Genomic DNA, 23,804 nt, shown 5'->3' with positions numbered 1-23,804 from the left:
CGGAAAATATGAACCGCTTTACGCTCCGAGCGCTCCGGACCTTTGTGACGGTGGCCGAATGCGGAACCATCGCCGCAGCCGCGGAGCGTCTCTGCCGGAGCCAGGGCTCGGTCTCGACCACCATTAGCGAATTTGAAGATCAGGTCGGCCTCCAACTGTTCGTGCGAAAGCCTGCCAAGGGCTTGGCGCTGACGCCGTCCGGCGAGTTGGTTGCGCTGGAGGCACGGGGCCTGTTGGCTCATGCCGACGAGTTTGAGTCCATCGCCGGCGCTCTGGGCAATGCGGTGGAGGGGGAGCTGACGGTGGGCTGCTTTACCAACCTCGCCCCAGTCGTTTTCGCCAACATCATGGGCTCTTTTGCGGCCCGCTACCCTCAAATTCGCATCCACATTGAGATCGGGGATCAGGAGGAGATCCTTGATGGGCTCAAGAGCGGCCGCGTCGAAACTGCACTGACATTCGATCTTGGCCTTTCCGATCAATTCCAGGCGGTGCCGATGGCGACGCTTCCCGCCTTTGCGGTTTTGCCGAATGCCCATCCGCTCGCCACGCGTACGAGCTTGCGCCTTGAGGAACTTGCCCCCGAGCCCATGATCCTGATGGACTTACCGCACACCCGCGAATACTTTCTTTCTCTCTTCTATGCTCTCGGGCTTGAGCCACACGTTCGTTTTCGGTCCTCGTCCTTCGAGGCCGTTCGCACTTTGGTCGGTAATGGACTAGGTTATTCGATCCTGAACCTGAAGCCCGCACTAACGACCACCTATGACGGGACCCAGATCGTCAACGTCGCCCTGGAAGATGGCGTGCGCCCTCTCAAGGTGGTGCTCATTAACTTGAAACGCGTGGCCAAGCGCCGACTGACAATGACCTTCCAGGATTTCGTGCGGGGGTTTCTTATCAACTGGTCCAAAAGCCAGATCGATTGAGGCGGCGAGGCCGATTACTCCGCGCCCGAATGCGGTGCCGACAACTCCCACGGCGGCGTCTTCACCGCGACCTCCACGGTGTTTCCCCCGCCTTGGGAAGGTGACAGATAGGAAAGCAGCAAGCGGGCGCACATGCGGGCAGCTGGCGCCCGGCCCCGTATCTGACCGAATGAGGGTTCGGACAGACGTTTGCTTCTAACAGGATCGCGGCATTGCTCTGACGCGGCGAGCTAGGCGACCTATGGCAAACCGCCCGGCTTCCTTCTGCAGGCCGACGAGACGTCCGAGCTGCGCCACTATGATTTCGGTGTTTGAAGGCACGAGCGTCCATCCCTCGGCAGAGGGCAGAAAGGACGCGATTTCAGGCTGGCGCCTCACGGGGCGATCGCGGCGACCCCTTGCGAACAGCTTAGCCAGACCGGCGAGGCGCGTGCAACCCCGCAGACCGCCTACGTGCCGTGTCCGTGCCTGTGGTGGATGTCCGGATAGTGGGGATGCCGGTGCATCATCGGCGCGTGCCGGTGCCAGTGGGTGTGCGGCTCGCCGGAGCGTGTATCCGCATCGTGGGCGTGCTGGTGGTGCGCGTCGTGGCGGTGGCGGTGCTCGTGCTCCAACGCCTCATGTGCGTGCTCGTGCTCATGCTGCTCCGAGAGGTGCAGCCAGAGGCCGAGTGCCATGAGTAGACCCGCGATCACGAGCTGGAACGTAATGGCCTCGCCGAGCAGGGCAATGGACAGGACGGCCCCAACGAACGGCGCGAGCGAGAAATAGGCGCCGGTGCGCGCGGTGCCGAGATGGCGGAGCGCGAGCACAAAAAGGGCGAGGCTGACGCCATAGCCGAAGAAGCCGACCACGGCAGCCGCGGCGATGGCCGCGTCCGAAGGGAAGGCCGCCCCATGGCCGAGGGCGATCACGAGATTGATGGTTCCGGCGATCAGGCCCTTCAGCATGGCGATCTGCACGGGATCGGCAGACGAGAGCTTCCGGGTCAGGTTGTTGTCGACGCCCCAGCACAGGCACGCCCCCGCGATCAGCGCGGCACCGACGTCGAGCGTCGCCCGGCCCTGCCATGACAGCAGCGCAGCCCCGGCGAGGATCGCGAGCGCGCCCAGAAGGAGGCGCCTGTCTACATGCTCGCGGAAAGCGATCCAGGCGATAGCCATGGTCGCCACACCTTCCAGATTGAGCAGGAGGGATGCGCTCGCACCATCGGTGCGGGCAAGGCCGAACATGAGCAGCAGCGGGCCGAGGACGCCGCCAGCGAGGATCACCAGTGCGAGCCATGGCACATCGGTCCGGCGCAGCGGCGCTTCCACCGCCGGTAGCCGGAGCGCTGCCCTTGACAGGTGGACGGCCGCGAGGCCCGCGCCCGCCCCGAGGTAGAGCAGGCCGGCCATCATCCACGGGTCGATGGCGCCGAGAAGCAGCTTGGCGAGCGGCGTGCTCGCGCCGAACAGTCCAGCCGAGATGAGGGCCAAAGCGATACCAAGCTTCACAATTCGACCAAATCCTATTCGGGCAGTTCTTCGTCGTCAGCGCCCGAGATACCTGATGAGCGCAGCGATGCCGAGCACGACAAGTGCCAGGATGAGAAGGCCGAAGAGCCACATCCCCCACATGCCGCCGCTCATCATCTGATCGTAGTGCATGACGGTCTCCACTGCGGGATCAGGCCACCTTCACCACCGCCATCATGCCTGTGGCCATGTGGTAGAGGTGATGGCAATGGAGGAACCACTCGCCCTTCGGCCCGGCATCGAAGGCGATGGTGACGGGCATATGCGGGGGCACCATTACCGTGTCGCGCACCGCCCCGGGGAAGCGCTTCCCACCTATGCCGACCACCTGGAAATGATGACCGTGCAGGTGCATGGGATGGCTCATGCCGGTGGAGTTCATGAAGGTCATCTCCACCCGCTCTCCGGGGCTCACCACGAATGGCTCGGCCTCGGCATGGGTCCGCCCGTTGATGGTCCAGCGGTAGCCGGGCTCCTCTCCGAGCATGATCGGAAAGACCTTGTCGGCCCGCCGCCGCGCGAGCGGTTTGCGGGCGGAAAGGCGCGCCTCGAAGTCGAGATCGACCAGCCCCGCCGGACGGCCGGCCGTTTCGGGGATGCGCGGGACGGACGCGCCGACGGTCGCAAGGACGAGACCAGTCCGGCGCGGCGAGGCCTCCACCTGTGCCAGCACGGGGAAGGCGCCGCCACTGGCCGGGATGTCCACAATCAAGTCCATGCGCTGGCCCTGCGCCAGCGGAAAGGCTTCCGCCAGAAGAGGCGCGCAAGGCACGCCATCGACCGCGATGCAGCGTGGCGAGAGGCCTTGTGCCGAGATGAAGAAGGCGGTGGCGGTGCCGCCGTTGATGATGCGCAGCCGTACCCGTCCGCCCTTCTCCACCCGCACCACGTCGGGATCGCCGAGCGTCCGGCGATTGGCGAGGAAGGCGTCGTAGTCCACATCATTGGCGTGGGTCATCATCCCGCCGCCCATGCCGCCCATGCCGTGCCCGGAATGGTTCATTCCCGGCATGGCGATCCCGGACATGCCGTGCATGGTCCCGCCCATGCCGTGGCTGCCGTGGGTGCTGCTCCCGCCGAGACCGGCGAGGATTTCCTGCGGGCTGCGAAAGGAGAAGTCGTGCAGCATCAAGACCACGTCCTGCACGTCGCCGGCGTCGGCCTCGCGGGTGACGAGCGGCGCGGCGAGCAGTTGCTGCTCGCTCAGGGTGTGGGAATGCATCCAGTGGGTGCCGGGCGTGAGCGGGAAATCCACCTGGTCCGTCCCACCGGGCGCCAATTCACCGCCGTCGGGGCGGGCCCGGTCCTGCTCTGGCGGGGCGAAAATCTGGCCGTGCCAGTGCATCACTGCGGGGGTGTCGGAGGTGTTGAGCACGGCGCCGGAGAGGCGGTCGCCCTCCTTGGCGAAGATGCCCTCACCGGCCGGACCCTTCACCGCGAAAACCTTGGCGGCCTTGCCGTTCACGTCGAGGGTGAGGCTCTCAACGGCGAGGAGCGGGGCGGCGAAGGCGCGGTTCCATCCGCCGGAAACAGCGAGCGCGCCAGCGGCGGCACCGCCCGCGAGGAAGGCGCGGCGGGAGAGGCTGGGAATTGGCGTTGGTCGGGTCATGGTGGCCTCTCGGAGACATCGCCGGGCAGACGAGGCGAGGCGGGCATGATGGGGATGTCAGTATTTGGCCTGGGCAGAGGAGCCGTCGGGAGCCGTGATCTGGACGGCGCCCTTCACACCCCTGGGAATGGCCACGGCGGCGGTGCCGGCGAGCCTATTGCCTCCAGCAGGAGACAGGGGAAAGCGCTGGGCCTTGCCCTCCACCACGAGGATCGCGTTCGCCTTGAAGCCTTCGGCCGGAACGGGCATGTCGGATCCATCACTGAGATAGAGCGCGACGGCGGGCGTGCCGTCGGCCACCAGCTCGGCGTGATAGTGGCCGGCATCCACCCGCACACCGCCATTGGCGCCGGTGCCGGGCTCGTGCGCGAGCAGCGGCGTGGCCGAGAGGGTGACAGCGAAGAGGGCGGGAAAGAGGCGGCGGACAATCATGGCAGGCTCCGTCAGAAGGCGTCGGCGCGGGCGGCGTCGGCAAGGGGAGAAGCCTCGTCGGCAGCAGCCACCAGCCGCTCAAGCGGGCGGCGGCCGTAGGCGAGGACGAGGATGGGGGTGAGCACGGCGTCCAGCAGCGTCGCGCTGACGAGACCGCCAAAGATGGTGATGGCGACCGGGTGGAGGATTTCCTTCCCCGGCACCTCCGCCCCGCTCATGAGCGGCAGCAAAGCGATGCCGGCGGAAGCCGCCGTCATCAGCACGGGGGTCAGTCGCTCGAGGCTCCCGCGCATGACGAGGGCCGGGCCGAAGGGCAGGCCCTCGGATATGGCGAGATTGATGATGTGGCTGATCTTCAGGATGCCGTTGCGCGCGGCGATGCCGGTGAGCGTGACGAAGCCGATCATGCTCGCCACCGAGAGCGGCTGTCCCGCGAGCCAGAGAGCCGCCACGGCACCGATAAGCGCCAGCGGCACGCTGCCCATGATGACGAGGGCAAACAGGACCGACCGGTAACGGCTGTAGAGGATGGCGAAGACCAGCAGGAGCGACACCGCGGCGAGGCCGCCGATGGTGCGCATGGAGTGTTCCTGTGCCGTGAAGGTGCCCTCAAGACTTGCGGAGATGCCCGGCGGGGGGTCGGTCGCGGCGATGACGCGGCGCATGTCGGCGATGACGGCCGCCGTGTCGCGCCCTCCGGAGGTATTGGCCAGCACCACGATGCGCCGGCGCCCGCCCTCGCGCAGGATCTGGTTCGGCCCGTCCGTCTCCTTCACGTCCGCGACCTGCAAGAGGGGAACCCCGCCGGTGGGGGTCTCGATGAGGAGGCGGGCCAGGCCCTCGGCGCTCCGCGTCGCGTCGGGGAGGCGGACAATCAGGTCGAAGCGCCGGTTCCCGTCCACGAGAGTCGAGACCACGCGGCCGTTCGAGAGTCGCGCCAGCGCGTCCGTCACCTGGGCGGGCTGGAGGCCGTAAAGGGCGGCGCGGCCATAATCCACCTGCACGGTGACTTCTGGCACGCGGACCTGCCGCTCCACCTGCAGGTCCGCGAGGCCTGGAATGTCGGCCAGACGCTGGCGCAGGGTTTCGGCCGCGACCCGCAGGGTGTCGAGGTCGTCGCCGAACAGCTTCAAGGCGATTTCGGCTCTGACGCCGGAGAGCATGTGGTCCAGCCGGTGGGAGATGGGCTGGCCCACATTGAAGGCGGCAGGCAGGACGGAGAGCCGGTCGCGGATATCGGCGGTGATCTCGGCCCGGCTGCGGGCGGAGGGGGAAAGGTCCACCTCGATCTCGGAGGAATGCACGCCCTCCGCATGCTCGTCCAGTTCGGCCCGGCCGGTGCGGCGGCCCACCGCCTTCACCTCCGCCACCTCAAGGATGATCTTTTCGGCCATGAGCCCCATGCGATGGCTCTCGGCCAGCGACAAGCCGGGCCGGAACGACATGGAGATGGTCAGCGACCCCTCGTTGAACGGCGGCAGAAACGCGCGCGGCAGGCCTGCGGCAGCGGCCAGCGCGGCAACGAAGAGGAGCGCTGTTGTGCTCATCACGAGACGTGGATGGCGGAAGGCGGTGGAGAGCACCGTCGCGTACCCACTCTTGAGCATGCGCACTAGCGCGCCGTCCCGCTCCGTATGCCGGCTGATGGCCGGGAGCAGATAGAAGGCGAGCACGGGCGTGAGCGTGATGGAAGTGAGAAGGCTGGCGAGGATGGAGACGATGTAGGCCTGCCCCAGCGGTGCGAACAGACGCCCTTCGATGCCGGGCAGCGCAAAAAGGGGCACGAACACCAGCACGATGATGAGGGTGGCGTAGACGATGCCGGAGCGCACCTCCCGGCTCGCCGCCACCACCACGTCGAACAGAGGGCGTGGCGCCGCGGAGGCGGAGTTCTCGCGCAAGCGCCGGAAGATATTCTCCACGTCCACCACGGCATCGTCCACCAGCTCGCCGATGGCGATGGCGAGGCCTCCCAGCGTCATGGTGTTGATGGAGAGGCCGAAGGCGTGGAACACGATGGCGGTGGTGAGGATCGACACCGGGATGGCGGTGAGCGAGATGACGGTGGTGCGCCAGTTGAGAAGGAACAGGAACAGCACCACCGCCACCACCGCCATGGCTTCCAGCAGCACCTTCTCCACATTGCCGATGGAGGCAGCGATGAAATCGGCCTGCCGGAACACCGGCGGGGAGATGTGGATGCCGTCGGGCAGCATGCGGTTGAGGTCAGCCACCGCCTTTTCCACCGCATTGGTGAGGGCAAGGGTGTCTGTCTCCGGCTGCTTCTCTACGGAGAGGATCACGGCAGGCCGCCCCATATAGCCGGCATCGCCGCGCTTCAGCCGCGCGGCGTAATCCACCTGCGCGATCTGGTGGAGGAAGACGTTGCCTCCGGCGGGGCGCGGCAGCACGAGGTTTTTCAGGTCATCGAGGCTGAGCGTGCGCGCGATGTTCCGGATCAGGAACTCACGCCCGTTCTGGTCGGCGAAACCGCCGCCCGAATTGGTGCCGAACTGCTGGAGCGCCTTTTCCAGGGCATCGAGCGTGATGCCATTGGCCCGCATTGCGGCGAGGTCAGGCGCGACGCGGAACTGCTGCACCTCGCCGCCCATGGGGATAACCTGTGCGACACCGGGGATGGCGAGAAGTCGCGGGCGGATTACGAAATCCGCCGCCTCCCGCATCGCCATGGGCGAGGCGGTGTCGCTGGTGAGGGCGAACATCAGGATCTGCCCCATGATGGAGCTGATGGGGCCCATCTGTGGAGAGACGTTCGCGGGAAGCCGGTCCCGCACGAGGGCGAGGCGTTCCGCGATCTGCTGGCGATTGCGGAAGATGTCCGTGCCGAAATCGAACTCCGCATAGACCACGGAAAGGCCCACGCCGGACACCGAGCGCAGGCGGATGAGGCCCGGCAGGCCGTTCACCGCGGTCTCCAGCGGGAAGGTGACGAGCTGTTCCACCTCTGCCGGCGCCAGGCCCTCGGCCTCGGTCATGATGGTGACGGTGGGGCGGTTGAGGTCCGGCAACACGTCCACCGGCAGCCGCGTTACCGCATAGGCGCCGTAGACCACCAGCACGAGAGCCAGCGCCAGCACCAGCAGTCGATTGCGCAGCGATTGGGTGACGAGGACGGTGAACATCGGCCGGCCTCAGCGGATCTGATCGATGAGTTCGGCGCCGTCGGTCACCACGCGCTGGCCGGGGGCGAGGCCTGCCAGAACCAGCACGCGTGTGGCATCGAGGGGCGCGGTCTTTACCTCCAGGGGGACAAAGCGCTCGGCGCTGATGTGCGCATAGACGATGGATTGGCCGTTCGCCCCGCGCACCACCGCAGAGCGGGGGATCGCGATGCCAATGCGCGGGGCGCCGGCCTCGGCGAATACCGTCAGGAACTGGCCTGGGCGCAGCTCCCTGGTATCCGAGGCGACCGAGAACAGGAGGGGGAGCGCCTGCGCGCGTTCGGGTAGTCCCGCCCCCAGAAAGGTGAGGTCCACGGTGCGCCCGTTCGGCAGGCGGCCGGTGGCGCCCGATCCGCCCGCATCCGGCGAGAAGCCGAGGGCCTCCACCCACAGCCGCTCGGGATCGACGATGCGGAACACCACGGTGTTCGGGTCCGCCATCTGTCCCGCCACGGCATCGGCGGAAGCGATGACTCCGGCGACCGGCGCGCGGAGGGCTTCCGGCTCGCGCTGTACCCGCTCCAGCTTGGTCCGGCGGACCTTGAGGCCGTTCAGCTCGATTTCCGCCTCCTCCACCTCGCGGCGGGTGACGGCGTTGGGAATCGCGGAAAGCCGTTCGTAGCGGCGCTTCACAAGGGCGATCTGCTGGTCCAGCTCGTAACCCTGCTGCTCCAGGTCCTTGAGGTCGGAGGCGCCGATGGGGGGATGCACATAAGCGAGAATTTCGCCCGCCGCGACCCTGGTTCCGAGTGGCTTGAAGCCGCCCTCGGGCGGCGCGAGGCGGCCGCCCACCGCGCTCTGCACCAGCCCGCTCGCATTGGCGTCCGGCACCACGCGGCCGGGCAATTCCACCGTGCCTGCGAAGGCGCCCGAAGCTGTGACGAGCGTGCGCACACCGAGAATGCGTTGGGTTGGCTTGGGCACGATCACTGAGCCGTCGGGCAGCCGCTGAGCCGCATCACGTGGGATCGGCTTCGGCGCGTCCGCCCAGGCGTCGCGCGGCGTTCCGGCCGCCGCGAGGCCGACCGCTCCTAGGAGAAGAAGCGCCCCGGCCCGTCGCCGCGATACGGCGAGCGCCCCGACGAAGACACCGATGAGCATGCCCACCGCAACGCCCGCGAGGGCGCCGGATGGCAAGCCACCGATTAGCGCTAGTGCCGCGGGCACGGACGGCCCCGCATCGGGTGAAGGTGCCTCCGCCCCAATGGTCAGGGTGCCGGCAAGCACATCCAACGTGTCGCCTGCCGCGACGGTGAAGGCGATATCGTGCGCGCCCGGCGTCGCCGCGAACGGCGCGGGCAACACGTAGGTGCCCGGTCCGGCGGCCTTCGCGGGCTGCGAGCCTTCCGGCGTGTCCACCTCGACAATGGCGCCGTCCACCGAGGCGTTGTCGGCGAAGCGGTCGAGATAGATCGTGAGCATGCCGTCGCGCAGCACCCCCACCAGCTCGAAATCGGCGGAGACGGCCTCGACACGGGGGGCGAGCGTCGTCACCTGAGGCGGCGGTGGTGCTCCATGGTCGTGGCCTTCATGGGCCGCAGCGGAGCCGGACAGCCCCGCGCAGGCGAGAAGCCCGCACAGGCCGAACACGACGTTCCGCAAGAAATGGCGCCACATGCCTCCACCCGTCCGCTCGTGATGCCGGTACGGGTGAGCGATAGCGGGCGGCGCGTCACGCCGCGTATCGCTTCTGTATCAGTTTGTTTCAGCCTGGACCTTGGGGAGGCACACCGTCGCGATCAGGCCGCCATCGGGCGCGTTGGCGAGGGTCAGCGTCCCGCCATGCGCCTCGGCCACGGTGCGCGCGATGGTGAGGCCGAGCCCGACGCCGCCGGTCGCGCGGCTGCGCGAGGCCTCAAGCCGGACGAACGGCTCAAGCACGGCGGCCAGTTGGTCCTCGGGAATGCCGGGGCCATTGTCGCGCACCTCAAGCACGGCTGCGATGCCGCCGTCCGTGAGCGTCACATGGGTGGAGCCGCCATAGGTGAGTGCATTCTCGACGAGGTTGGATACCATCCGTTTCAGGCTCACGAGCCGTCCCGCCACCACGAAGCGCGGCGGGGCGGAGAGATCGGCGGAAAGGCCGCGGTCCCGCGCTCCGTCCACGATGGTCTCCACCAGCGCCACCAGATCGAGCGGCCGCACCGGCTCGTCGCTGGCCTCGCCGCGCAGATAGGAGAGGGTGGCATCCACCATCTGCTCCATCTCCGCGATGTCATCGGCCATGGCGTGGCGCAGCGCCGGATCGCTCACATCCTCCAGGCGGAAGCGCAGCCGCGTCATGGGCGTGCGCAGATCGTGGGAGACGGCGGCCAGGGCCTGCGTGCGCCGCTCAACCAGCCCGGCGATGCGCGCCTGCATGCCGTTGAACGCATGGGCTAGCTCGCGAACCTCCTTGGGGCCGGTCTCGGGGAGCCGCACGAGGGGGGAGGCGGGCGGTAAGGTCGCGACCGTGTGCGCCATGGCCCGGAGCGGGCGGGTGAGCCACGCGGCGATGGCGAGCGAGAGCAGCAGAACGCCCGCCGCCATGAGCGTGGTGGACAGCAGGGATCCGTGCGCCGCCGGCGCCTGCGGGGCGGAGGCGAACAGGCGGGCGTTGAGCCAGCTGCCGTCCGGTAGGCGCACCGCCACGAGACTGAGATGCGGATCGGCCCCAGCACTCACCAGCACGTCTCCAGCCTGAAGGTCCGGTGCCAGGGTGCGAACTTCCTCGGCGAGGCGCTGGGCGGCGTCGGTCGCGCGGGCGCCGGCCGCAGCGATGGCCTCCCGGCTCCAATGCGCGTCGATGGCGCCGCCCGACAGATCGTGGGCCACATCCTCGCGGCTTTCCGGCGCCACGGCCGCAAGCGACCGGCGCAGGGAGACCAACTGGTCCGCGAGGCGCACGGCGTGGGCGGCGTGGCGCTGGCGCTCCATGGCGTGCTCGTAGGTCCACAGGCTGAGCACATGCACCACCACGATCCCCAACACCGCGACCACGGCAGTGCGCATGGCGAGGCTGTCGAGGGCGCGGATCACGAGCGCTCGACCTCCGGAGCGAAGAAATAGCCCGCGCCGCGCACCGTCTTCACCATCTCCAGACTGCCGTGGGACTCGAGCTTCTTGCGCAGCCGGCTGACCTGGATGTCGATGGCGCGATCGAAACCCGTGGCGGTTCGGTTCTTGGCGGCGTCCATCAGCTGATCGCGGTTCAGCACCCGCTGGGGGTGCTCGAGGAAGGTCAGCAGCAAGTCGTATTCCCCGGTGGAAAGGTCCACCACCGCGCCTTCTGGATTGGTCAGTTCCCGCCGCCGGGTGTCGAGTATCCAGCCGGAGAACTTCAGGCTCGACCCGCCCGCGGTCGGAACGGTGTCCGAGGGCCGCGTGCGCCGCAGGACGGCGTGGATGCGGGCGAGCAGCTCGCGCGGATTGAAGGGCTTTGCCAGGTAATCGTCGGCGCCCAGCTCCAACCCGACGATTCGGTCCACGTCGCTCCCACGTGCGGTGAGCATGATGATAGGGACGGTCGAGTGACGGCGCAGGTCGCGGCAGAGGTCGAGGCCGCTCACCCCCGGCAGCATGATATCAAGGATGATGAGGTCCACGGGGCCGGCAGTCATCGCCTCCCGCATCTCGCGGGCGTCCTGCGCCGACGTCACCTTGTGTCCATGCTCGCGCAGGAACTTGCCGGCAAGCCGACGGATCTCGGCGTCGTCGTCGACGATCAGGATGTGGCCTTCAGGGGACACGGTCGCTCGCTCCTCGGAGCCGCATTTCTATAGCTTCGGCGATGCCGCGCAACCGCGCTCAGGCCGGAGTTAAACGAGGGCGTCGGTGGGCGGCACGGCTAGTTTCCGCGTTGCGCGCACCAGGTCTGTAATCGCCTGAACGTTCGAGGTGTGGCTTTAGAGGTTGCACATGGTTCGACGTTAAGGCACGGCGCAAGCCCATGCCAATCCGGCTCTTTGGGGCACATCGCCGGCAGCCCGATCACTATTTGGTTCCGCTGGCGCAGGCATGTGTCGGCCCGGCAGCAGGGGCGGCGCTCTGGCCTCGGCTAGCAGTCCAGGTCCGCTCAGCTCAGAGGGGCAGTCGGGCGAGCCGAGCGCGCATGCGGATATGGCGTCCGGCTCTTTCCATCTGACTCCACGGAACGCCAGGGCAGACGAGTGTCTTTAGAATGACGGCGCGGCCGGTACGGATGGCCGGGTCACTTAGCCGAGCGATGCGACCACCATCCCCCCACGCCGCTAAGCTTCGAGCGTGACGGCGGGTACTTTTCTGCCGTTAGGACCAAGCGGAAGCGGCGCGCCCTGGACTAGCGGGTCGGTGTGCCGCTCGGGCTCCTCGTGGGGCTGGCTCTGCGCTGAGCGAGATGGGCCATTCCTTCATCGTGCTCGCGGCCGTGCGCACCCTCATCGCCTTCTCCCCATACGCGATCGGCTTCGGCGAGCTGCTTCTTGATCGCGCCGGCCGCTTCCGCTGGGATGGGCAGCGGCATCGCCCCCCGGACCGGCGGAGAACGCGCTTCTTGGCTGCGCATTGGGCCTCATCGCCGCGGCGCTGGCGGAGATGGCTCGACCCCAACGGCCCGCGGCCCGGCCGGCCGCAGATGCGGCGGAATCCTGACCTGGGCAAGCGCCCATTGTGCCGGCGGCGCGGAGCGATATCCTCGCGCCATGAACCTGATCCGCATTCTGCTGGTCGACGATCATCCGATCGTGCGCGAGGGCTACCGCCGACTGCTCGACCGTCAGCCCGGCTTTTCTGTCGTGGCCGAGGCGGGCGACGGGATCGCGGCGCTCGCCGCCTTCGCAGCCCATGTGCCGGACATCGTGCTGATGGACCTGTCCATGCCCGGCGGCGGCGGCTTCGCAGCGGTGGAGGCGATGGTGGCTCGCGATCCGTTGGCCCGGATCATCGTCGTGTCCATGCACCAGGGCGCCATCTTCGCCCAGAAGGCCATGGCGGCCGGCGCGCGGGGCTTCGTATCCAAGAGCAGCCCGCCGGAGGAACTGGTCAAGGCCATCACGGCGGTGGCGGCGGGGCGGCGGGCGCTGTCGTCCGACATGGCGCAGGAACTGGCCCGCACATCCCTCGGCACCGACGACATCGCCAGCCTGACCCCGCGTGAGCGCGAGATCCTGCTCCTCGTCGCGCGCGGCATGAACGGCCGCCTGATCGCCCGCAGCCTCGGGCTCTCCTCCAAGACCGTCCAGAACAACCTGTCGCTGATCCGGGCCAAGCTCGGAGCCTCCGGTGACGCCGACCTGGTGCTGAAGGCTCAGCGGTCGGGCCTCGTCCCGGCCATCTGATGCGCCGGCTCCTGCCCCAACTGGTGCTGCGCGTGCTGGCGGCGGGGCTTGCCACGGTGGTGATCGCCGCCGGCTGGGTGTTGTGGGATACGGCGGAGGCGGCGCGGCAGGATGTGGCGACCACCGCCGTCCGGGTCGCCGACGCCATCGCCGCCCGCCCCAGCTTCGAGGGGCTCGCCTTCGGTGGTGTGGCGCCAGTGCCGGTGTTCCGGGATTGGCAGGCCTTTCCCGCCTGGACCCTCATCGCACCAGGCATCTGCGTCGAACTCGGCGCGCGGGAGAATCCGCTGCACCGACGCTGCGGCCCCTATGTCGCCGCCGATGTGGCGCCGCCGGGCTGGTTCGTGTGGCTGGCGGGGCACCTCGGTCTCATGCCCCAGCCCAAGTCCGTGCCGGTGCGCACGCGCTACCTGACCGATGCCTATGTCACCGCTTCGGCAGATACCGGAGTCGTCATGAGCCGGGCCTGGACGCGGACCGGCGACCTGATGCGGGTGGCGGTGGGCATGGCGGTCGGCGGCTCCATCCTCACCGGCCTGCTGATGGTCCGGCTCCTGGCCCCGTTCCGCATCATCCTGAGCGGCATCGAGCGCCTCCAGCGACGCGACTTCTCGGCCGGGCTGCCACCGCTCCACGTCGCCGAGTTCGATCGCCTGAGCATCGCGCTGAACCATACGGCGGAGACGCTCAAGGAGGCGCAGGCTATGCGCACCGAGCTGACGCGCCGCCTGTTCACCATGCAGGAGAGCGAGCGGCGCGCGCTCGCCCGCGAACTGCACGACGAGTTCGGCCAGTGCCTCACCGCCACCCGCGCGCTGGCCACGGCCATCGCACAGTCGAAGGAGACTACCGCCGAGGACGGCGCGCGGATCGCCGAGATCAGCGGCCAGATGATGGACAGCCTGCGCGCCGAGCTGTCTCGCCTGCGTCCGCCCGACCTCGACGACCTGGGCCTGCGCCACGCGCTGGAGCGGCTCGTCGCCGACTGGCGCAGCCGCGTGCCTGCGATCCGCTTCGCGCTGGAGCTGAAGGGCGACATGGAGGCGGTGCCGGACACCCTCGCCCTTAGTCTCTACCGCATCGCCCAGGAATGCCTCACCAATGCCGTCCGCCATGGCGGACCCGGCAGCGTCATCCTGACCCTGGAGGTCACCGGGGCCATCACCCTGACCGTCGAGGACGACGGCGCCGCGCGGCCGGACAGCCGGGCGGGCGACGGCTATGGCTTGCTCGGCATCCGCGAGCGGGTCGATGCGCTCGGCGGCAGCTTCGCGCTGCTGCCGACGGGCGGCGGCATGCGGGCGACGGCACTTCTTCCCCGCTGATCCGGGTGATCTTCCCGGGCCGGCCGGGAAGGCCTCTCTGGCGGCGCTGCGCCGGGCACCGGCATCCTCTCCCGATCACGGGGAGCGCCGGGCATGAACGACATGAGCCATCCGATCACCCGCCTCGGCAGCGCCGTCGCCGCCGGCTTGATCGGCCACGAGGCGCTGGTTGAGCGGCTGCTGATCGCCCTGCTGGTCGGCGGGCATGTGCTGATCGAGGGGCCGCCGGGCATCGCCAAGACCCGCGCCGTCAAGCGCCTCGCCGCCAGCCTGCCGGGGAGCCACGCCCGCATCCAGTGCACGCCGGACCTTCTGCCCTCGGACCTGACGGGCACCCAGGTGTTCCGGCCGGAGACTGGACGCTTCGATTTCGTCGCCGGCCCGCTGTTCCATGCGCTCGTTCTCGTGGACGAGATCAACCGGGCGCCGCCGAAGGTGCAGTCGGCACTGCTGGAAGCCATGGCCGAGGGGCAGGTGACATCCTCGGGCGTCACCCGCCCGCTGCCGCAGCCATTCATGGTCGTGGCGACCCAGAACCCCATCGAGCACGAAGGCACGTTCCCCCTTCCCGAAGCCCAGATGGACCGCTTCCTGCTCCACCTGTCCTTGGGCCTGCCCCACGCCGAGCAGGAGCGCGCCATTCTCGATCTCGTGGCCGCGGAGCGGATCTCTGGGCCGGCGCAGGCGGAGGCCGCGCTGGCGCCGGACACGCTGGCGCAGGCCAAGGCTGAGGTGGCGACCGTCCATCTTGCCCCGGCGCTCAAGGATTTCATCGTCCGGCTGGTGATGGCCTCGCGGCCCGGCGGCGTGGTTGCCGAATGGGTGGAACACCCGGTCTCGCCGCGCGGCACGCTGGCATTGGCCGCGGCGGCGCAGGCGCTCGCCTGGCTGAAGGGGCGCGACTACGGCCTGCCCGAGGATGTCATTGCCCTCGCACCCGACGCGCTGGCCCATCGGCTGGTGCCGACGTGGGCGGCCATCGGCGAGGGGCGCACCGGCCGCAGCCTCGTCGCCGACATCCTGAAGGCGGTGGAGCCATGGTGACGGTTGCGCTCGATGCGCCCGGTATCCGGCTCGTCGCGGCGGAACTGCTGGCGCTGCGCAACACGCGCCTGCCGCGCGCCAATCATCGCCCGGTGACGCGGCGCCCCGGCGCGGTGCAGGCGCGCCCGGCCGGCTCCGGCATGGACCTTCGGGAGATCCGGGCCTTCGCCGAAGGCGACGACTTCCGGCGGATCGATCCCGCCGCCACCGCCCGCACCGGCGCGCCGCACATCCGCAGCTTCCATGAGGACCGCGACGACACGGTGCTTCTGATCGCCGATTTCCGGCCGGCCATGTTATGGGGCACCGGGGACAGCCTGCGCTCGGTGCGCGGCGCCCGCGCCCTTGTGCGGCGCGGCTGGCAGGCGACGGCGCGCCGCGCCGTCCTCGCCGCCATCATCCTCGATGCGTCCGGCGTTGCCGTCGCCGCCGCAGGCGCCGGGGTGGCGCAGATGGGCCGCATCAGCCGGATGCTGGCCGACAGTCACGACCGCGCGCTCGCCGCGGGCCAGAGGGGGGACGAGGCGACGTCCCTGCGCGAGGTCCTTGCGCGGGCAGTGGCCATGGTGCCGTCGGGCGCGGAAGTGCTCATCGCCACCGGCCCGGACGGCATCCGCCCGGGCGACGACGCTGCTCTCGCCCGCCTCGGGCGCCAGCGGCGGGTGCGCGTGCTGCTTCCTCTCGATCCGGTCGAAATGGCTCCGCCCGCCGCTCCGCTGCCGATCCACGCCGGCCCGGACCAGCGGCTGGCGCGACTCCGCCCGTTCGATCCCGCGCCGCTGGCCGACCGCATGGCCGGCCTGAACGTCAGCCTCGAGGTGCTCCCGGATGACGCAGGCTGAGCTGATCGCCGCCTTGCCGGAAGGGCGCCTGCCACCCTCCCTGATGGCTCTCCATGCGACCGACCTTGTGGCCCTGTTCGGCCTTGGCCTGCTCCTCGGTGCGCTGTGCTGCGCCCTCGTGCTGCCGCTCCTCGTGCGGCGCGTCCCGCTCCGCGCGCGCCTCCGGGCGATCCGTTCCCTTGAGCCCGAGGCGCGGCTGCTCGCCATCGCCCGTATCCTCGGCCGCCTGCCCGATGACCTTCGGGCCGCCGCCTACGGCGCCGCTCCGCCGCCCGGAGACGAGGCCATCGAGCGGATCGCCCTGAAGGCGAGGCGGGCGCGCCGATGAGCCTCGCTTTTCCCCTCGTCCTGCTGCTCCTGCCCCTGCCGTGGCTGGTCCGGTACGTCCTCGCGGCGCGGGCGCCCGCGATGGCTTCGCTCGCCGTCGATGCCGCCGCCTTCGCCACCGCCGCCCCGTCCAGCCTGCGTCACGACCCCATTGCGGCTCTGCTGCGCGCGGGGGCCTGGATCGCGCTGGTCGTGGCGCTGGCCGGGCCGCGCGTCGCCGCTCCCGTGAGCCTTCCCACCGCGTCCGGCCGGGAGATCATCCTCGCCCTCGACCTGTCGGGAAGCATGGCGAAAACCGACTTCGTGCTGGATGGCCGGCCGCTGTCGCGCCTCGACGCAGTCAAGGCAGTCGCGACGCGCTTCATCGCGGGCCGGAGGGGTGACAGGATCGGCCTCGTCGTGTTCGGCGACCGGGCCTATGTGGCGCAGCCGCCCACCTTTGACGTGGCCTCCACGGCCCGCGCCGTCGATACGCTGCAGATCGGCATCTCCGGCCTTTCCACGGCGATTTCCGACGGGCTCGGCCTCGCCGTCCGCCGCCTCTCCCGCAGTGATACCAAGTCCAAAGCGGTGATCCTCCTGTCGGACGGGATCGACACCTCGGGCAAGGTGCTGGCGAGCGACGCGGCGCGGCTTGCGGCGCGCCACGGCATCCGCGTGCACACCATCGCCCTCGGACCGGAGGATCTGGAGAGCCAGCCGGACGCCAGCGATGCGGTGGATGTCGCCGGCCTCAGGGCCACCGCCGCGGCCGGCGGCGGGGAGAGCTTCCGGGTGCGCACCCTCGACGATCTGGTGGACGTGGCCGCGACCCTCGACCGGCTGGAGCCGAACCCGATGCGCCGCCCCCCGGTCCTGTACTGGCGCTCCCTCTGGATGTGGCCTGCGGCGGCAGCGCTCGTGCTGGCCGCGCTGCTGGCCGTTCTGCCGGCCATGGGGAGGCGTGCATGAGCGGCTTCCTCCTGCTCCGCCCCTGGTGGCTCGCCGCTTTGCCGCTGCTCGCCGCGCTGGCCTTCTGGCTGTGGCGACGCGGCCCTGTGGCGGGGGGGTGGGGCCGGGTGATGCCACCGACCATGCTGGCGGCCATGCGCGCCCTCGGCCATCTGCGCCGGGACGATGCCGGTGCCAGCCTGATGCCGGTGGCAGCGGCAGCGCTCGTCGGCCTCGGCCTTGCGGGACCCGCGATCCCGCGCGCAGATGCCCCGCAACTGGCAGGAGCCGGCGCGGTGCTGGTGGCCGTCGGCCTGTCGCCCGGCGTCGCCGGAGCGACGCTGGCCGATGCGCAGGCCGCCGCCGCCGGCATCATGGCCGCCGCGGCCGGGCGGCCGGTGGGCCTCATCCTCTATTCCGACGAGGCCTATGACGTGGCGGCACCGACCGGAGATCCCGCGGTGTTGGAAAGCCTGATCGCCGTTCTCGGTCCCGATACCATGCCGAGCAGCGGCGCCCGGCCGGCCGCTGCGCTGCGGCTCGCCCGCCGCATGCTGGAGGGGATGCCGGACGCCGATCTCGTGCTGATCTCGGACGGCAGCGGCATCGATGCCGCTGCCCGTACCGAGGCGGCGCGGCTCGCCACGGGCGGCATCCGCCTCTTCACCCTCGGCCTGGGCGTGGGGAGCGACAAAGCCACGTCGCTGGAGGCGCTGGGCGTCGCATCCGCCCCGGCCCGCGCGCCCGGGCCGGTCATCGACCGCCTGTCCGGTTCGGCGGCGCTCGCGCGTGACGGGCGGGCGGCGGGGCTTGCGTTCGAGGATCTCGGCCCGCTGGTCGCGGCGCTCGCGCTCGTCCCGTTTCTCGCCCTGTTCCGGAGGCGCGCATGAGCGGCCTCTCCCCGGCACGGCGCATCCTCCTCATGGCGGCGGCGGGCCTCGCCTGCCTCATGCTCGCCGGGCCTTCCTCCCTTGCGCGGCTCGCCTTCTGGGCCGGGGCGCCGGGGACGGCGCGCTGGCAGGATGATGCCGCCGCACGGGGCATCGCCTTCTACCGCGAGGGCGATTATTCCGCCGCCGATGCGGCGCTGGCGGAGGCGGGCCGCAGCGAGACCTTCAACCGCGCCTTGACGCTCGCGGCGACCGGCCGCTACGCGCTGGCCGTCGCCTATCTCGACGCCGTGCTGTTCGTGGACCCGGCGGACGCCGAGGCGCGCCGGCTGCGTGAGATGATCGACGCGCTGGCGCCCAAGACGGTGGGCGTTAGCGTCGTCCGCGGCAATATCCCGGTCTCTGTCGGCATCGCCTCCGCGAGCAGGAGCGACGGCGTCGCGGCCACCCGCGACCCGGAGCTGAAAAAGCCGATCGAGGCGCGGGGCATTGCCGCCTCCGACGCCTGGCTCGACACCATCGCCGACGATCCCGGCGCGTACCTGCGCCTGCGCCTGCGCAAGGAATTCGAGCGGCGGGCGGCGCTCGGCCTGATCGGGCGGGATGGAGACGCACCATGACGATCCATGCGCTTTGCCTTCTCGTCCTCCTGTCCCTGGCCGGCGGCGCCCGGGCCGAGAATTTGCGGCTGGTCATCCCCGAGATGCGACCGGTGGCCGGCGAGATGATCCCCGTCACCGTGCGCGGCGAATACGAGCGGCAGATCACGCTGGAAAAGCTGAGCTTTCCGGATTCTCCCGACTATGACTGGATGCAGCTCGCTCGCGACCAGTGGCGTACGGAGCAGGTGGAAGGGCGGGCCGTCCGCGTGTTCGAGCGCCGCATTGCGGTGTTCCCCCGCCATGCCGGTCCGCTGGTCATCGGGCCGGTGACGCACCGGCTGACCGTGGTGGGCACCGATGCGCCGCGGGAGGAACTGCCGGTCACGGCGGAGCCCGTGACTCTAGCAGTGGCACCGTTTCCGGCCGAGGGGTGGATGCTCGCCGCGCGGGGCCTCACCGTCACCGATGCGCTGTCCACCGAGCCCGGCAAGCTGGGCGACGGGGAAACCCTGGTTCGCCGCGTCACGATCGAGGCGGTGGGAGCGCCGTCTCATCTTGTGCCGCCGCGCCCCGTTATGCGCGCGCCCTGGCTCATTAGCTTTGCGGCACCCGAGGCGCGCACGCAGCGCCTGACGCCGGACGGGCCGGTGACGACTGTGACATGGGAATGGCACCTGCGGCCGAGCACCGGCGACCCCGCCGTGCTTCCGGCCATCGCCATCCCCTGGTTCGACACCGGAGCACGGCAGATGCGCACGGCGGAGATCCCGGCGATCCCCTTCGGCTATGCCAGCATCTATGCCGGGCTTGGCGGCACCGGGCATTTGCCCCCCGGGCAGATACGGGTCGCGGCACTGGCCGTCGCCGGCGGGCTGATGACAGGATTCGCGCTGGTCCTTGCGGGCTTCGGGACGCGCCGGCGGGGCGACCTACTGAGGGCGCTCGGGAGGCTCTCGCCGGTGGACCCGACCCGCATCGCCGTGCATCGGGCGGTGCAGTCGGGCGAGCCGATCGCGCTCCGGCACGCGGTGGATCGCCACTTGCGTCGGTGGCGCGCACTCGGACTGCCGGTGAACGGGCAAGAGACGGCCCGCCTCGACGCGCGGCTCTACGGGCCGGGCGGAGATGCAGTACCTTTCGACGCCAAGGCGGAGGCGAAGGCGATCCTTCGGGCGATCGATGGGCTCAGGAAGCGGAGCGGCTGGTAGGATCAGCACGCTGAATTAGACCATCCGGCTTACGCTATGACCGACGTTCTTCTGTGATGCGCGAAGCTCTTGAGGACCGGTCATATGCAGGCCGCGTGCGAAACCTGGACCGCGGTAGACTGATGCACGGTAAGCAACCCAAAGTAGAGCAGCAAGAGCCGGGCGCACTTGCGGGAGTGGCGCCCGGCTCGATATCTGGCCGAGTGAATGTCGGGGCAGACGTTTTTGTTTCTAGCAGGAGTGCGGCATTGAGCTACCTCGATTGAGGGATGAGCCGGGCGACCTACGGGCGTGCAGATCACCCGGCTCGTGTCTGCCCCAATGTCCGGGCTTGGGGCGACCGCCTCACAGTACCACGGCCGCCTCGCGCGGCGTTTTCTTTTCTCAACCCGTTGACAGGTGATCCATGGATCTGCGCGACCTGCAGTTGGCGCTGGATGCGCGCGGCCGGACGCCCCCGCTTGCCTTTGATGGTGAGTGGGGGCCGGCGACCGACAAGGCCGTCTCCGACCTCCTATCCGAAGCGGGCCTCACATCGGAGGAGTACTGCCAGCACAATCTTTATTAATTGCGACACACTATCCTAAGCCCGAGTTGCAGGCGAAGTTGTTCGGAGGCAATCCCACGGCCGGCATCTATGGTTATACCCATGCGTTCTGCGGCTATGCAGGTTCGCATGCGGAATACATCTGCGTGCCGTTCGCAGACAACGACTGCTTCCATGTCCCTGACGGGGTGGCGGACGATACGGCGCTGTTCCTCTCAGATGCGGCGCCGACGGGCTATATATGGGCGCCGATTTCTGCAACACCCCATTTGGGCGACACTGCCGCAGTCTGGGGCGCGTCGCCGTCGGGATGATGGCGCAGCAGAGCGCGCGGCTGATGGGGGCGAAGCGGGTGATCGCGATCGACCGCTACCCGGAGCGGCTGCAGATGGCGCGTGAGACGATGGACTACACAAAGGTCGACAGCGTCCTGGAGCCGGACAGCGGCACGACGAACATCCGCAACACGTCGAGCAAGCACTGGCAGCGCTGGTGGGCAAGAGAACCGCTGCCTTGTGCCGTTCGAGCCGGTCGCATCGGTCCACCCGAAGGCGATGCCGGTGATCCTCACGCAGCCGGAGGAGATAGAAATCTGGATGACGGCGCCATGGCAGGATGCGAAGGCGCTCTAACGGCCCGCCCCGCCGGCGCGCTGCAGATCGTGGCGCGTGGCGTGAAGGCGGATGTTGCATAGTGCGGCGGTTTCAAATGACCGGCACGAGCGTGTGGATCGTGTTGATGTTGAAGATGACGAGCGCGATCAAAATCACGACCGCTAGCGCAAGGTAAAGTGTAACTTCTGTGTCCATAGTAGAATTTGTTATAGGTAAAATTTACATCATGTCAATCTTGCAGTTTGGTTTTACTATTTCCGCATGCAGACTTGCCGTCATCGAAATTGTAGGATGCTCCGTTCTCGAATACCTCGACCGGCATTGCAGAGCCATAGCCCATCGCGCCGATTGCCAGTTTCGCGCCCACGCTGACCGTTAAGACGAAAATGGCAACTATGACTGCCGTGAGTGCAAGCTCCGCTCGGCGGAGGTTAGCGCTCGCGTGGTTTTTGCACTCCGCCATTTTTATCGTTCTCGCCCCGGGCATCGTTTTGAACTGCTCATGCCCCAAGGGCAGGTTAATCTAACCGTTTTAGTAGTCGCGAGTGCCGGCTGACGCGAGCGCAACTCGGTCCAGATCGGAACGATGAGTGCCAGCGCCGACGCTTGATGGGGCGGCCGGTGTCATGGTAACCAATCCCCTCATGATGTTCGCTTTCACATTTTTCCCGCTGATCTGAGCGCCCCGGTGCGCGGCAGTTGTGCCGATCAGATCGTCGCGCCCAGGCGGCGCCGAGCGGAGATATGTGACATGCCCAAAGATCATTTTCCTGGCCTGACTGGCAGTCAGGTGCAGACCTTTATCGACAATGGCTACGTGAAGCTTGATGACGCCTTTGGCCGTGATCTCGCACAGCGATGCAGGGACGAGTTGTGGGCCGAAATCGGCCTATCGGCGGATCACCCGGAGGCCTGGACGAGTCCGGTCATCCGGGTCCCATTCAAGTCCTCGCCTGCCTTCGTCGAGGCGGCGAATACGCGATGCCTCCACGCCGCCTATGATCAGCTCGTCGGAGTGGGGCGGTGGTTGGCTCCGACCGGCCTCGGCACCTTCCCTATCCGTTTTCCTTCGCCGGATGAGCCGGGCGATGACGGCTGGCACGTCGACGTGAGTTTCGGCTTGGAAAACCCTGATTTCATGGAATGGAGGGCAAACGTCAAAAGCAGCGGTCGCGCGCTGCTGATGCTCTTCCTGCTGTCTGATGTGAGCCCCAGCGATGCACCGACGCGGATTCGTAGAGGCTCGCATCTCGCGATAGCCAGAGAGCTCCTGCCATATGGCGAACGGGGAGCAACGCTTCGACAGCTATCGGCGCATGGATATTGTTCGACGGCCGAATGTCCGGTCGACCTGGCGGTCGGCGCAGCGGGAACAGCATATCTGTGCCACCCATTCCTCGTCCACGCCGCACAACCTCACCGAGGTCAGAAGCCCCGCTTCATAGCGCAGCCTCCGCTATTGCCGCGATCGGAATACGATCCCTCGCTGCCGCCGTCGCCGGTCCAGCTTGCCATCCGCCGCGCTTGTGGCCTCGCGGCGTGAATGAGGCGAGCCAGCTTCCGGCCCCGGTTTTAAGTTCTGCGTCCGACGGCAGCAAACCCCTGAGCTCGCGGGGAGGGCTGAAGTGCATGCGTCATTGGGCCGGCGCCTCGCGACACCGGCCCTTTTTTCTATGCGGCGCGGATCAGGCGGCGCGAAGGGTGGAGACGAAGCTCGTCACCTCGCGCTGGAGATCCTGCGACTGCTCGGAGAGCGCAGAGGACAGGCTCATGAGCTGGGTGGCGGCGGAGCCCGTCATGCCGGCGGCCTGGCCCACGCCCGACATGTTGTTCGTCACCTGGGTGGCGCCCTGCGCTGCGCGGTGGGTGTTGGCGGCAATCTCGCTGGTGGCGGCCCGCTGCTCTGAAGCGCTCCCCGTTTCTAGGCCACCCGGAGCTGGAAAATCCCGGGGTTATGAAGCGCTCCCCGTTTCTAGGCCACCCGGAGCTGGAAAATCCCGGGGTTAGGGCTCATTCCGGCGGGGATGCCGGAGAGCCATTCATGAGCGCGATCGGCGGCTTGTTGCCGATCGCGCTGTGCGGCCGGACCTCGTTATAGTCTCTACGCCAAGCCTCCAATTTCGCCCGCGCGTCGTCAAGGCTCATGAACCAGTGCGTGTTCAGGCATTCCGCCCGGAGCTTGCCGTTGAACGACTCGATAAAGCCGTTGTCCGTTGGCTTGCCGGGCCGCGAGAAGTCGAGCACCACGCCCTTCTGATAGGCCCACAGGTCGAGATCCCGACTGATGAACTCCGATCCCTGAGTCGTCGAACATGGCGGCATAGAGCACCACCTTGCCATTGAATTTTGGCCGAGCAGCGGACTGCGCTGCTAGCGTTCGCAGTTGCAATCCGAGCGCGCGGCGCTGCTTATCAAGGCGATCGGCCTTAATGCCGAAGGCGTTTTTGCCACCGCCGGTGATCCCCTCGGGTTTGGGGTCCTTTGTAAAGCGCAGGACCGGTTTCAGAAGCGG

The 23,804-nt window shown here is 68.5% G+C and carries 21 protein-coding genes and 2 pseudogenes; 13 read left to right on the top strand and 10 right to left on the bottom strand.

All coding sequences use genetic code 11. The annotated features are described in order from the left end of the window. Positions 1–8 precede the first annotated feature (8 nt). Positions 9–929, top strand: coding sequence for a LysR family transcriptional regulator (locus tag J2126_RS18355; protein ID WP_209488289.1), 921 nt, complete (start codon positions 9–11; stop codon positions 927–929). Positions 930–1,378: 449 nt separating this feature from the next. Here J2126_RS18355 and J2126_RS18350 read toward each other — a convergent pair whose 3' ends face one another. The 7 genes from J2126_RS18350 to J2126_RS18320 form a co-directional block, all read right to left on the bottom strand. Continuing rightward, positions 1,379–2,428, bottom strand: coding sequence for a DMT family transporter (locus J2126_RS18350; protein WP_209490314.1), 1,050 nt, complete (start codon positions 2,426–2,428; stop codon positions 1,379–1,381). A gap of 169 nt (positions 2,429–2,597) precedes the next feature. Continuing rightward, a complete protein-coding gene (locus J2126_RS18345; protein ID WP_209488288.1) occupies positions 2,598–4,055 on the bottom strand; it encodes a multicopper oxidase family protein in 1,458 nt (485 codons plus the stop codon). 57 nt (positions 4,056–4,112) lie between these two features. Further along, entirely contained in the window at positions 4,113–4,487 is a 375-nt protein-coding gene (locus J2126_RS18340; RefSeq protein ID WP_209488287.1) for a hypothetical protein, read from the bottom strand. Positions 4,488–4,498: 11 nt separating this feature from the next. Then, positions 4,499–7,630, bottom strand: a complete 3,132-nt coding sequence (locus J2126_RS18335) for an efflux RND transporter permease subunit (protein ID WP_209488286.1) — start codon at positions 7,628–7,630, stop codon at positions 4,499–4,501. 9 nt (positions 7,631–7,639) lie between these two features. After that, positions 7,640–9,286 carry an efflux RND transporter periplasmic adaptor subunit gene (locus tag J2126_RS18330; protein WP_209488285.1) on the bottom strand — a complete coding sequence of 549 codons (1,647 nt, stop codon included), beginning with the start codon at positions 9,284–9,286 and terminating at the stop codon, positions 7,640–7,642. A 78-nt stretch (positions 9,287–9,364) separates the two neighbouring features. Further along, complete coding sequence (locus J2126_RS25840) at positions 9,365–10,687, bottom strand: ATP-binding protein (protein WP_209488284.1); 1,323 nt, start codon at positions 10,685–10,687, stop codon at positions 9,365–9,367. Continuing rightward, complete coding sequence (locus tag J2126_RS18320) at positions 10,684–11,397, bottom strand: response regulator (protein ID WP_209488283.1); 714 nt, start codon at positions 11,395–11,397, stop codon at positions 10,684–10,686. Before J2126_RS18320 ends, J2126_RS25840 begins: the two co-directional genes overlap by 4 nt. A gap of 930 nt (positions 11,398–12,327) precedes the next feature. Between J2126_RS18320 and J2126_RS18315 the strand changes: the two genes are divergently transcribed. From J2126_RS18315 to J2126_RS25835, 11 genes and pseudogenes are all read left to right on the top strand, one after another. Next, the gene (locus J2126_RS18315; RefSeq protein ID WP_209488282.1) at positions 12,328–12,963 is read left to right on the top strand and encodes a response regulator; all 636 of its coding nucleotides are present in this window, start codon (positions 12,328–12,330) and stop codon (positions 12,961–12,963) included. Further along, the gene (locus J2126_RS18310; RefSeq protein ID WP_209488281.1) at positions 12,963–14,288 is read left to right on the top strand and encodes a histidine kinase; all 1,326 of its coding nucleotides are present in this window, start codon (positions 12,963–12,965) and stop codon (positions 14,286–14,288) included. The genes J2126_RS18315 and J2126_RS18310 overlap by 1 nt, the downstream gene beginning before the upstream one ends. A 93-nt stretch (positions 14,289–14,381) precedes the next feature. Beyond that, positions 14,382–15,332 carry an AAA family ATPase gene (locus J2126_RS18305; RefSeq protein ID WP_209488280.1) on the top strand — a complete coding sequence of 317 codons (951 nt, stop codon included), beginning with the start codon at positions 14,382–14,384 and terminating at the stop codon, positions 15,330–15,332. Further along, positions 15,326–16,174: a DUF58 domain-containing protein gene (locus J2126_RS18300; protein WP_209488279.1), complete on the top strand. Its 849-nt coding sequence runs from the start codon at positions 15,326–15,328 to the stop codon at positions 16,172–16,174. The genes J2126_RS18305 and J2126_RS18300 overlap by 7 nt, the downstream gene beginning before the upstream one ends. Continuing rightward, complete coding sequence (locus J2126_RS18295) at positions 16,161–16,502, top strand: hypothetical protein (protein ID WP_209488278.1); 342 nt, start codon at positions 16,161–16,163, stop codon at positions 16,500–16,502. The genes J2126_RS18300 and J2126_RS18295 overlap by 14 nt, the downstream gene beginning before the upstream one ends. Next, complete coding sequence (locus J2126_RS18290; RefSeq protein ID WP_209488277.1) at positions 16,499–17,452, top strand: VWA domain-containing protein; 954 nt, start codon at positions 16,499–16,501, stop codon at positions 17,450–17,452. The genes J2126_RS18295 and J2126_RS18290 overlap by 4 nt, the downstream gene beginning before the upstream one ends. Next, the gene (locus J2126_RS18285; RefSeq protein ID WP_209488276.1) at positions 17,449–18,321 is read left to right on the top strand and encodes a VWA domain-containing protein; all 873 of its coding nucleotides are present in this window, start codon (positions 17,449–17,451) and stop codon (positions 18,319–18,321) included. The genes J2126_RS18290 and J2126_RS18285 overlap by 4 nt, the downstream gene beginning before the upstream one ends. Continuing rightward, on the top strand, positions 18,318–18,941 hold the full coding sequence (locus J2126_RS18280) for a hypothetical protein (protein ID WP_209488275.1): 624 nt from the start codon (positions 18,318–18,320) through the stop codon (positions 18,939–18,941). The genes J2126_RS18285 and J2126_RS18280 overlap by 4 nt, the downstream gene beginning before the upstream one ends. Then, positions 18,938–20,131: a BatD family protein gene (locus tag J2126_RS18275; RefSeq protein ID WP_209488274.1), complete on the top strand. Its 1,194-nt coding sequence runs from the start codon at positions 18,938–18,940 to the stop codon at positions 20,129–20,131. The genes J2126_RS18280 and J2126_RS18275 overlap by 4 nt, the downstream gene beginning before the upstream one ends. Positions 20,132–20,537: 406 nt before the next feature. After that, complete coding sequence (locus J2126_RS18270; RefSeq protein WP_209490604.1) at positions 20,538–20,699, top strand: peptidoglycan-binding domain-containing protein; 162 nt, start codon at positions 20,538–20,540, stop codon at positions 20,697–20,699. A gap of 415 nt (positions 20,700–21,114) precedes the next feature. Next, a pseudogene (locus J2126_RS25835) lies at positions 21,115–21,372 on the top strand (SOS response-associated peptidase); the annotation flags it as partial. A 149-nt stretch (positions 21,373–21,521) separates the two neighbouring features. On the opposite strand, the gene J2126_RS18260 reads toward J2126_RS25835, so the two are convergent. Beyond that, a complete protein-coding gene (locus J2126_RS18260) occupies positions 21,522–21,755 on the bottom strand; it encodes a hypothetical protein (protein WP_209488273.1) in 234 nt (77 codons plus the stop codon). A 288-nt stretch (positions 21,756–22,043) separates the two neighbouring features. Here J2126_RS18260 and J2126_RS18255 point away from each other — a divergent pair, with 288 nt between their 5' ends. Further along, positions 22,044–22,835 carry a phytanoyl-CoA dioxygenase family protein gene (locus tag J2126_RS18255; RefSeq protein ID WP_209488272.1) on the top strand — a complete coding sequence of 264 codons (792 nt, stop codon included), beginning with the start codon at positions 22,044–22,046 and terminating at the stop codon, positions 22,833–22,835. 142 nt (positions 22,836–22,977) lie between these two features. Here the strand turns inward: J2126_RS18255 and J2126_RS18250 are convergent, their stop codons facing one another. Further along, entirely contained in the window at positions 22,978–23,130 is a 153-nt protein-coding gene (locus tag J2126_RS18250; protein WP_209488271.1) for a hypothetical protein, read from the bottom strand. A gap of 172 nt (positions 23,131–23,302) precedes the next feature. Beyond that, positions 23,303–23,593: pseudogene (locus J2126_RS18245) on the bottom strand (integrase core domain-containing protein); the annotation flags it as partial. Positions 23,594–23,804: the final 211 nt, after the last annotated feature.

It is taken from the genome of Xanthobacter flavus, from assembly GCF_017875275.1.
Classification (GTDB): Bacteria; Pseudomonadota; Alphaproteobacteria; order Rhizobiales; family Xanthobacteraceae; genus Xanthobacter; species Xanthobacter flavus_A.
The sequence above is the reverse complement of the archived record's forward strand: the minus strand, read 5'-3'. Positions and strand labels throughout refer to the sequence as shown.

Excerpts from the sequence above, each read along its gene's own strand:
- J2126_RS18255 (WP_209488272.1), top strand. The coding sequence starts at position 22,044 with ATGCCCAAAGATCATTTTCCTGGCCTGACTGGCAGTCAGGTGCAGACC.
- J2126_RS18305 (WP_209488280.1), top strand. The coding sequence starts at position 14,382 with ATGAACGACATGAGCCATCCGATCACCCGCCTCGGCAGCGCCGTCGCC.
- J2126_RS18260 (WP_209488273.1), bottom strand. The coding sequence starts at position 21,755 with ATGGCGGAGTGCAAAAACCACGCGAGCGCTAACCTCCGCCGAGCGGAG.
- J2126_RS18340 (WP_209488287.1), bottom strand. The coding sequence starts at position 4,487 with ATGATTGTCCGCCGCCTCTTTCCCGCCCTCTTCGCTGTCACCCTCTCG.
- J2126_RS18355 (WP_209488289.1), top strand. The coding sequence starts at position 9 with ATGAACCGCTTTACGCTCCGAGCGCTCCGGACCTTTGTGACGGTGGCC.
- J2126_RS18300 (WP_209488279.1), top strand. The coding sequence starts at position 15,326 with ATGGTGACGGTTGCGCTCGATGCGCCCGGTATCCGGCTCGTCGCGGCG.
- J2126_RS18290 (WP_209488277.1), top strand. The coding sequence starts at position 16,499 with ATGAGCCTCGCTTTTCCCCTCGTCCTGCTGCTCCTGCCCCTGCCGTGG.
- J2126_RS18280 (WP_209488275.1), top strand. The coding sequence starts at position 18,318 with ATGAGCGGCCTCTCCCCGGCACGGCGCATCCTCCTCATGGCGGCGGCG.
- J2126_RS18330 (WP_209488285.1), bottom strand. The coding sequence starts at position 9,286 with ATGTGGCGCCATTTCTTGCGGAACGTCGTGTTCGGCCTGTGCGGGCTT.
- J2126_RS18285 (WP_209488276.1), top strand. The coding sequence starts at position 17,449 with ATGAGCGGCTTCCTCCTGCTCCGCCCCTGGTGGCTCGCCGCTTTGCCG.
- J2126_RS18345 (WP_209488288.1), bottom strand. The coding sequence starts at position 4,055 with ATGACCCGACCAACGCCAATTCCCAGCCTCTCCCGCCGCGCCTTCCTC.
- J2126_RS18270 (WP_209490604.1), top strand. The coding sequence starts at position 20,538 with ATGGATCTGCGCGACCTGCAGTTGGCGCTGGATGCGCGCGGCCGGACG.
- J2126_RS18310 (WP_209488281.1), top strand. The coding sequence starts at position 12,963 with ATGCGCCGGCTCCTGCCCCAACTGGTGCTGCGCGTGCTGGCGGCGGGG.
- J2126_RS18275 (WP_209488274.1), top strand. The coding sequence starts at position 18,938 with ATGACGATCCATGCGCTTTGCCTTCTCGTCCTCCTGTCCCTGGCCGGC.
- J2126_RS18295 (WP_209488278.1), top strand. The coding sequence starts at position 16,161 with ATGACGCAGGCTGAGCTGATCGCCGCCTTGCCGGAAGGGCGCCTGCCA.
- J2126_RS18315 (WP_209488282.1), top strand. The coding sequence starts at position 12,328 with ATGAACCTGATCCGCATTCTGCTGGTCGACGATCATCCGATCGTGCGC.
- J2126_RS18335 (WP_209488286.1), bottom strand. The coding sequence starts at position 7,630 with ATGTTCACCGTCCTCGTCACCCAATCGCTGCGCAATCGACTGCTGGTG.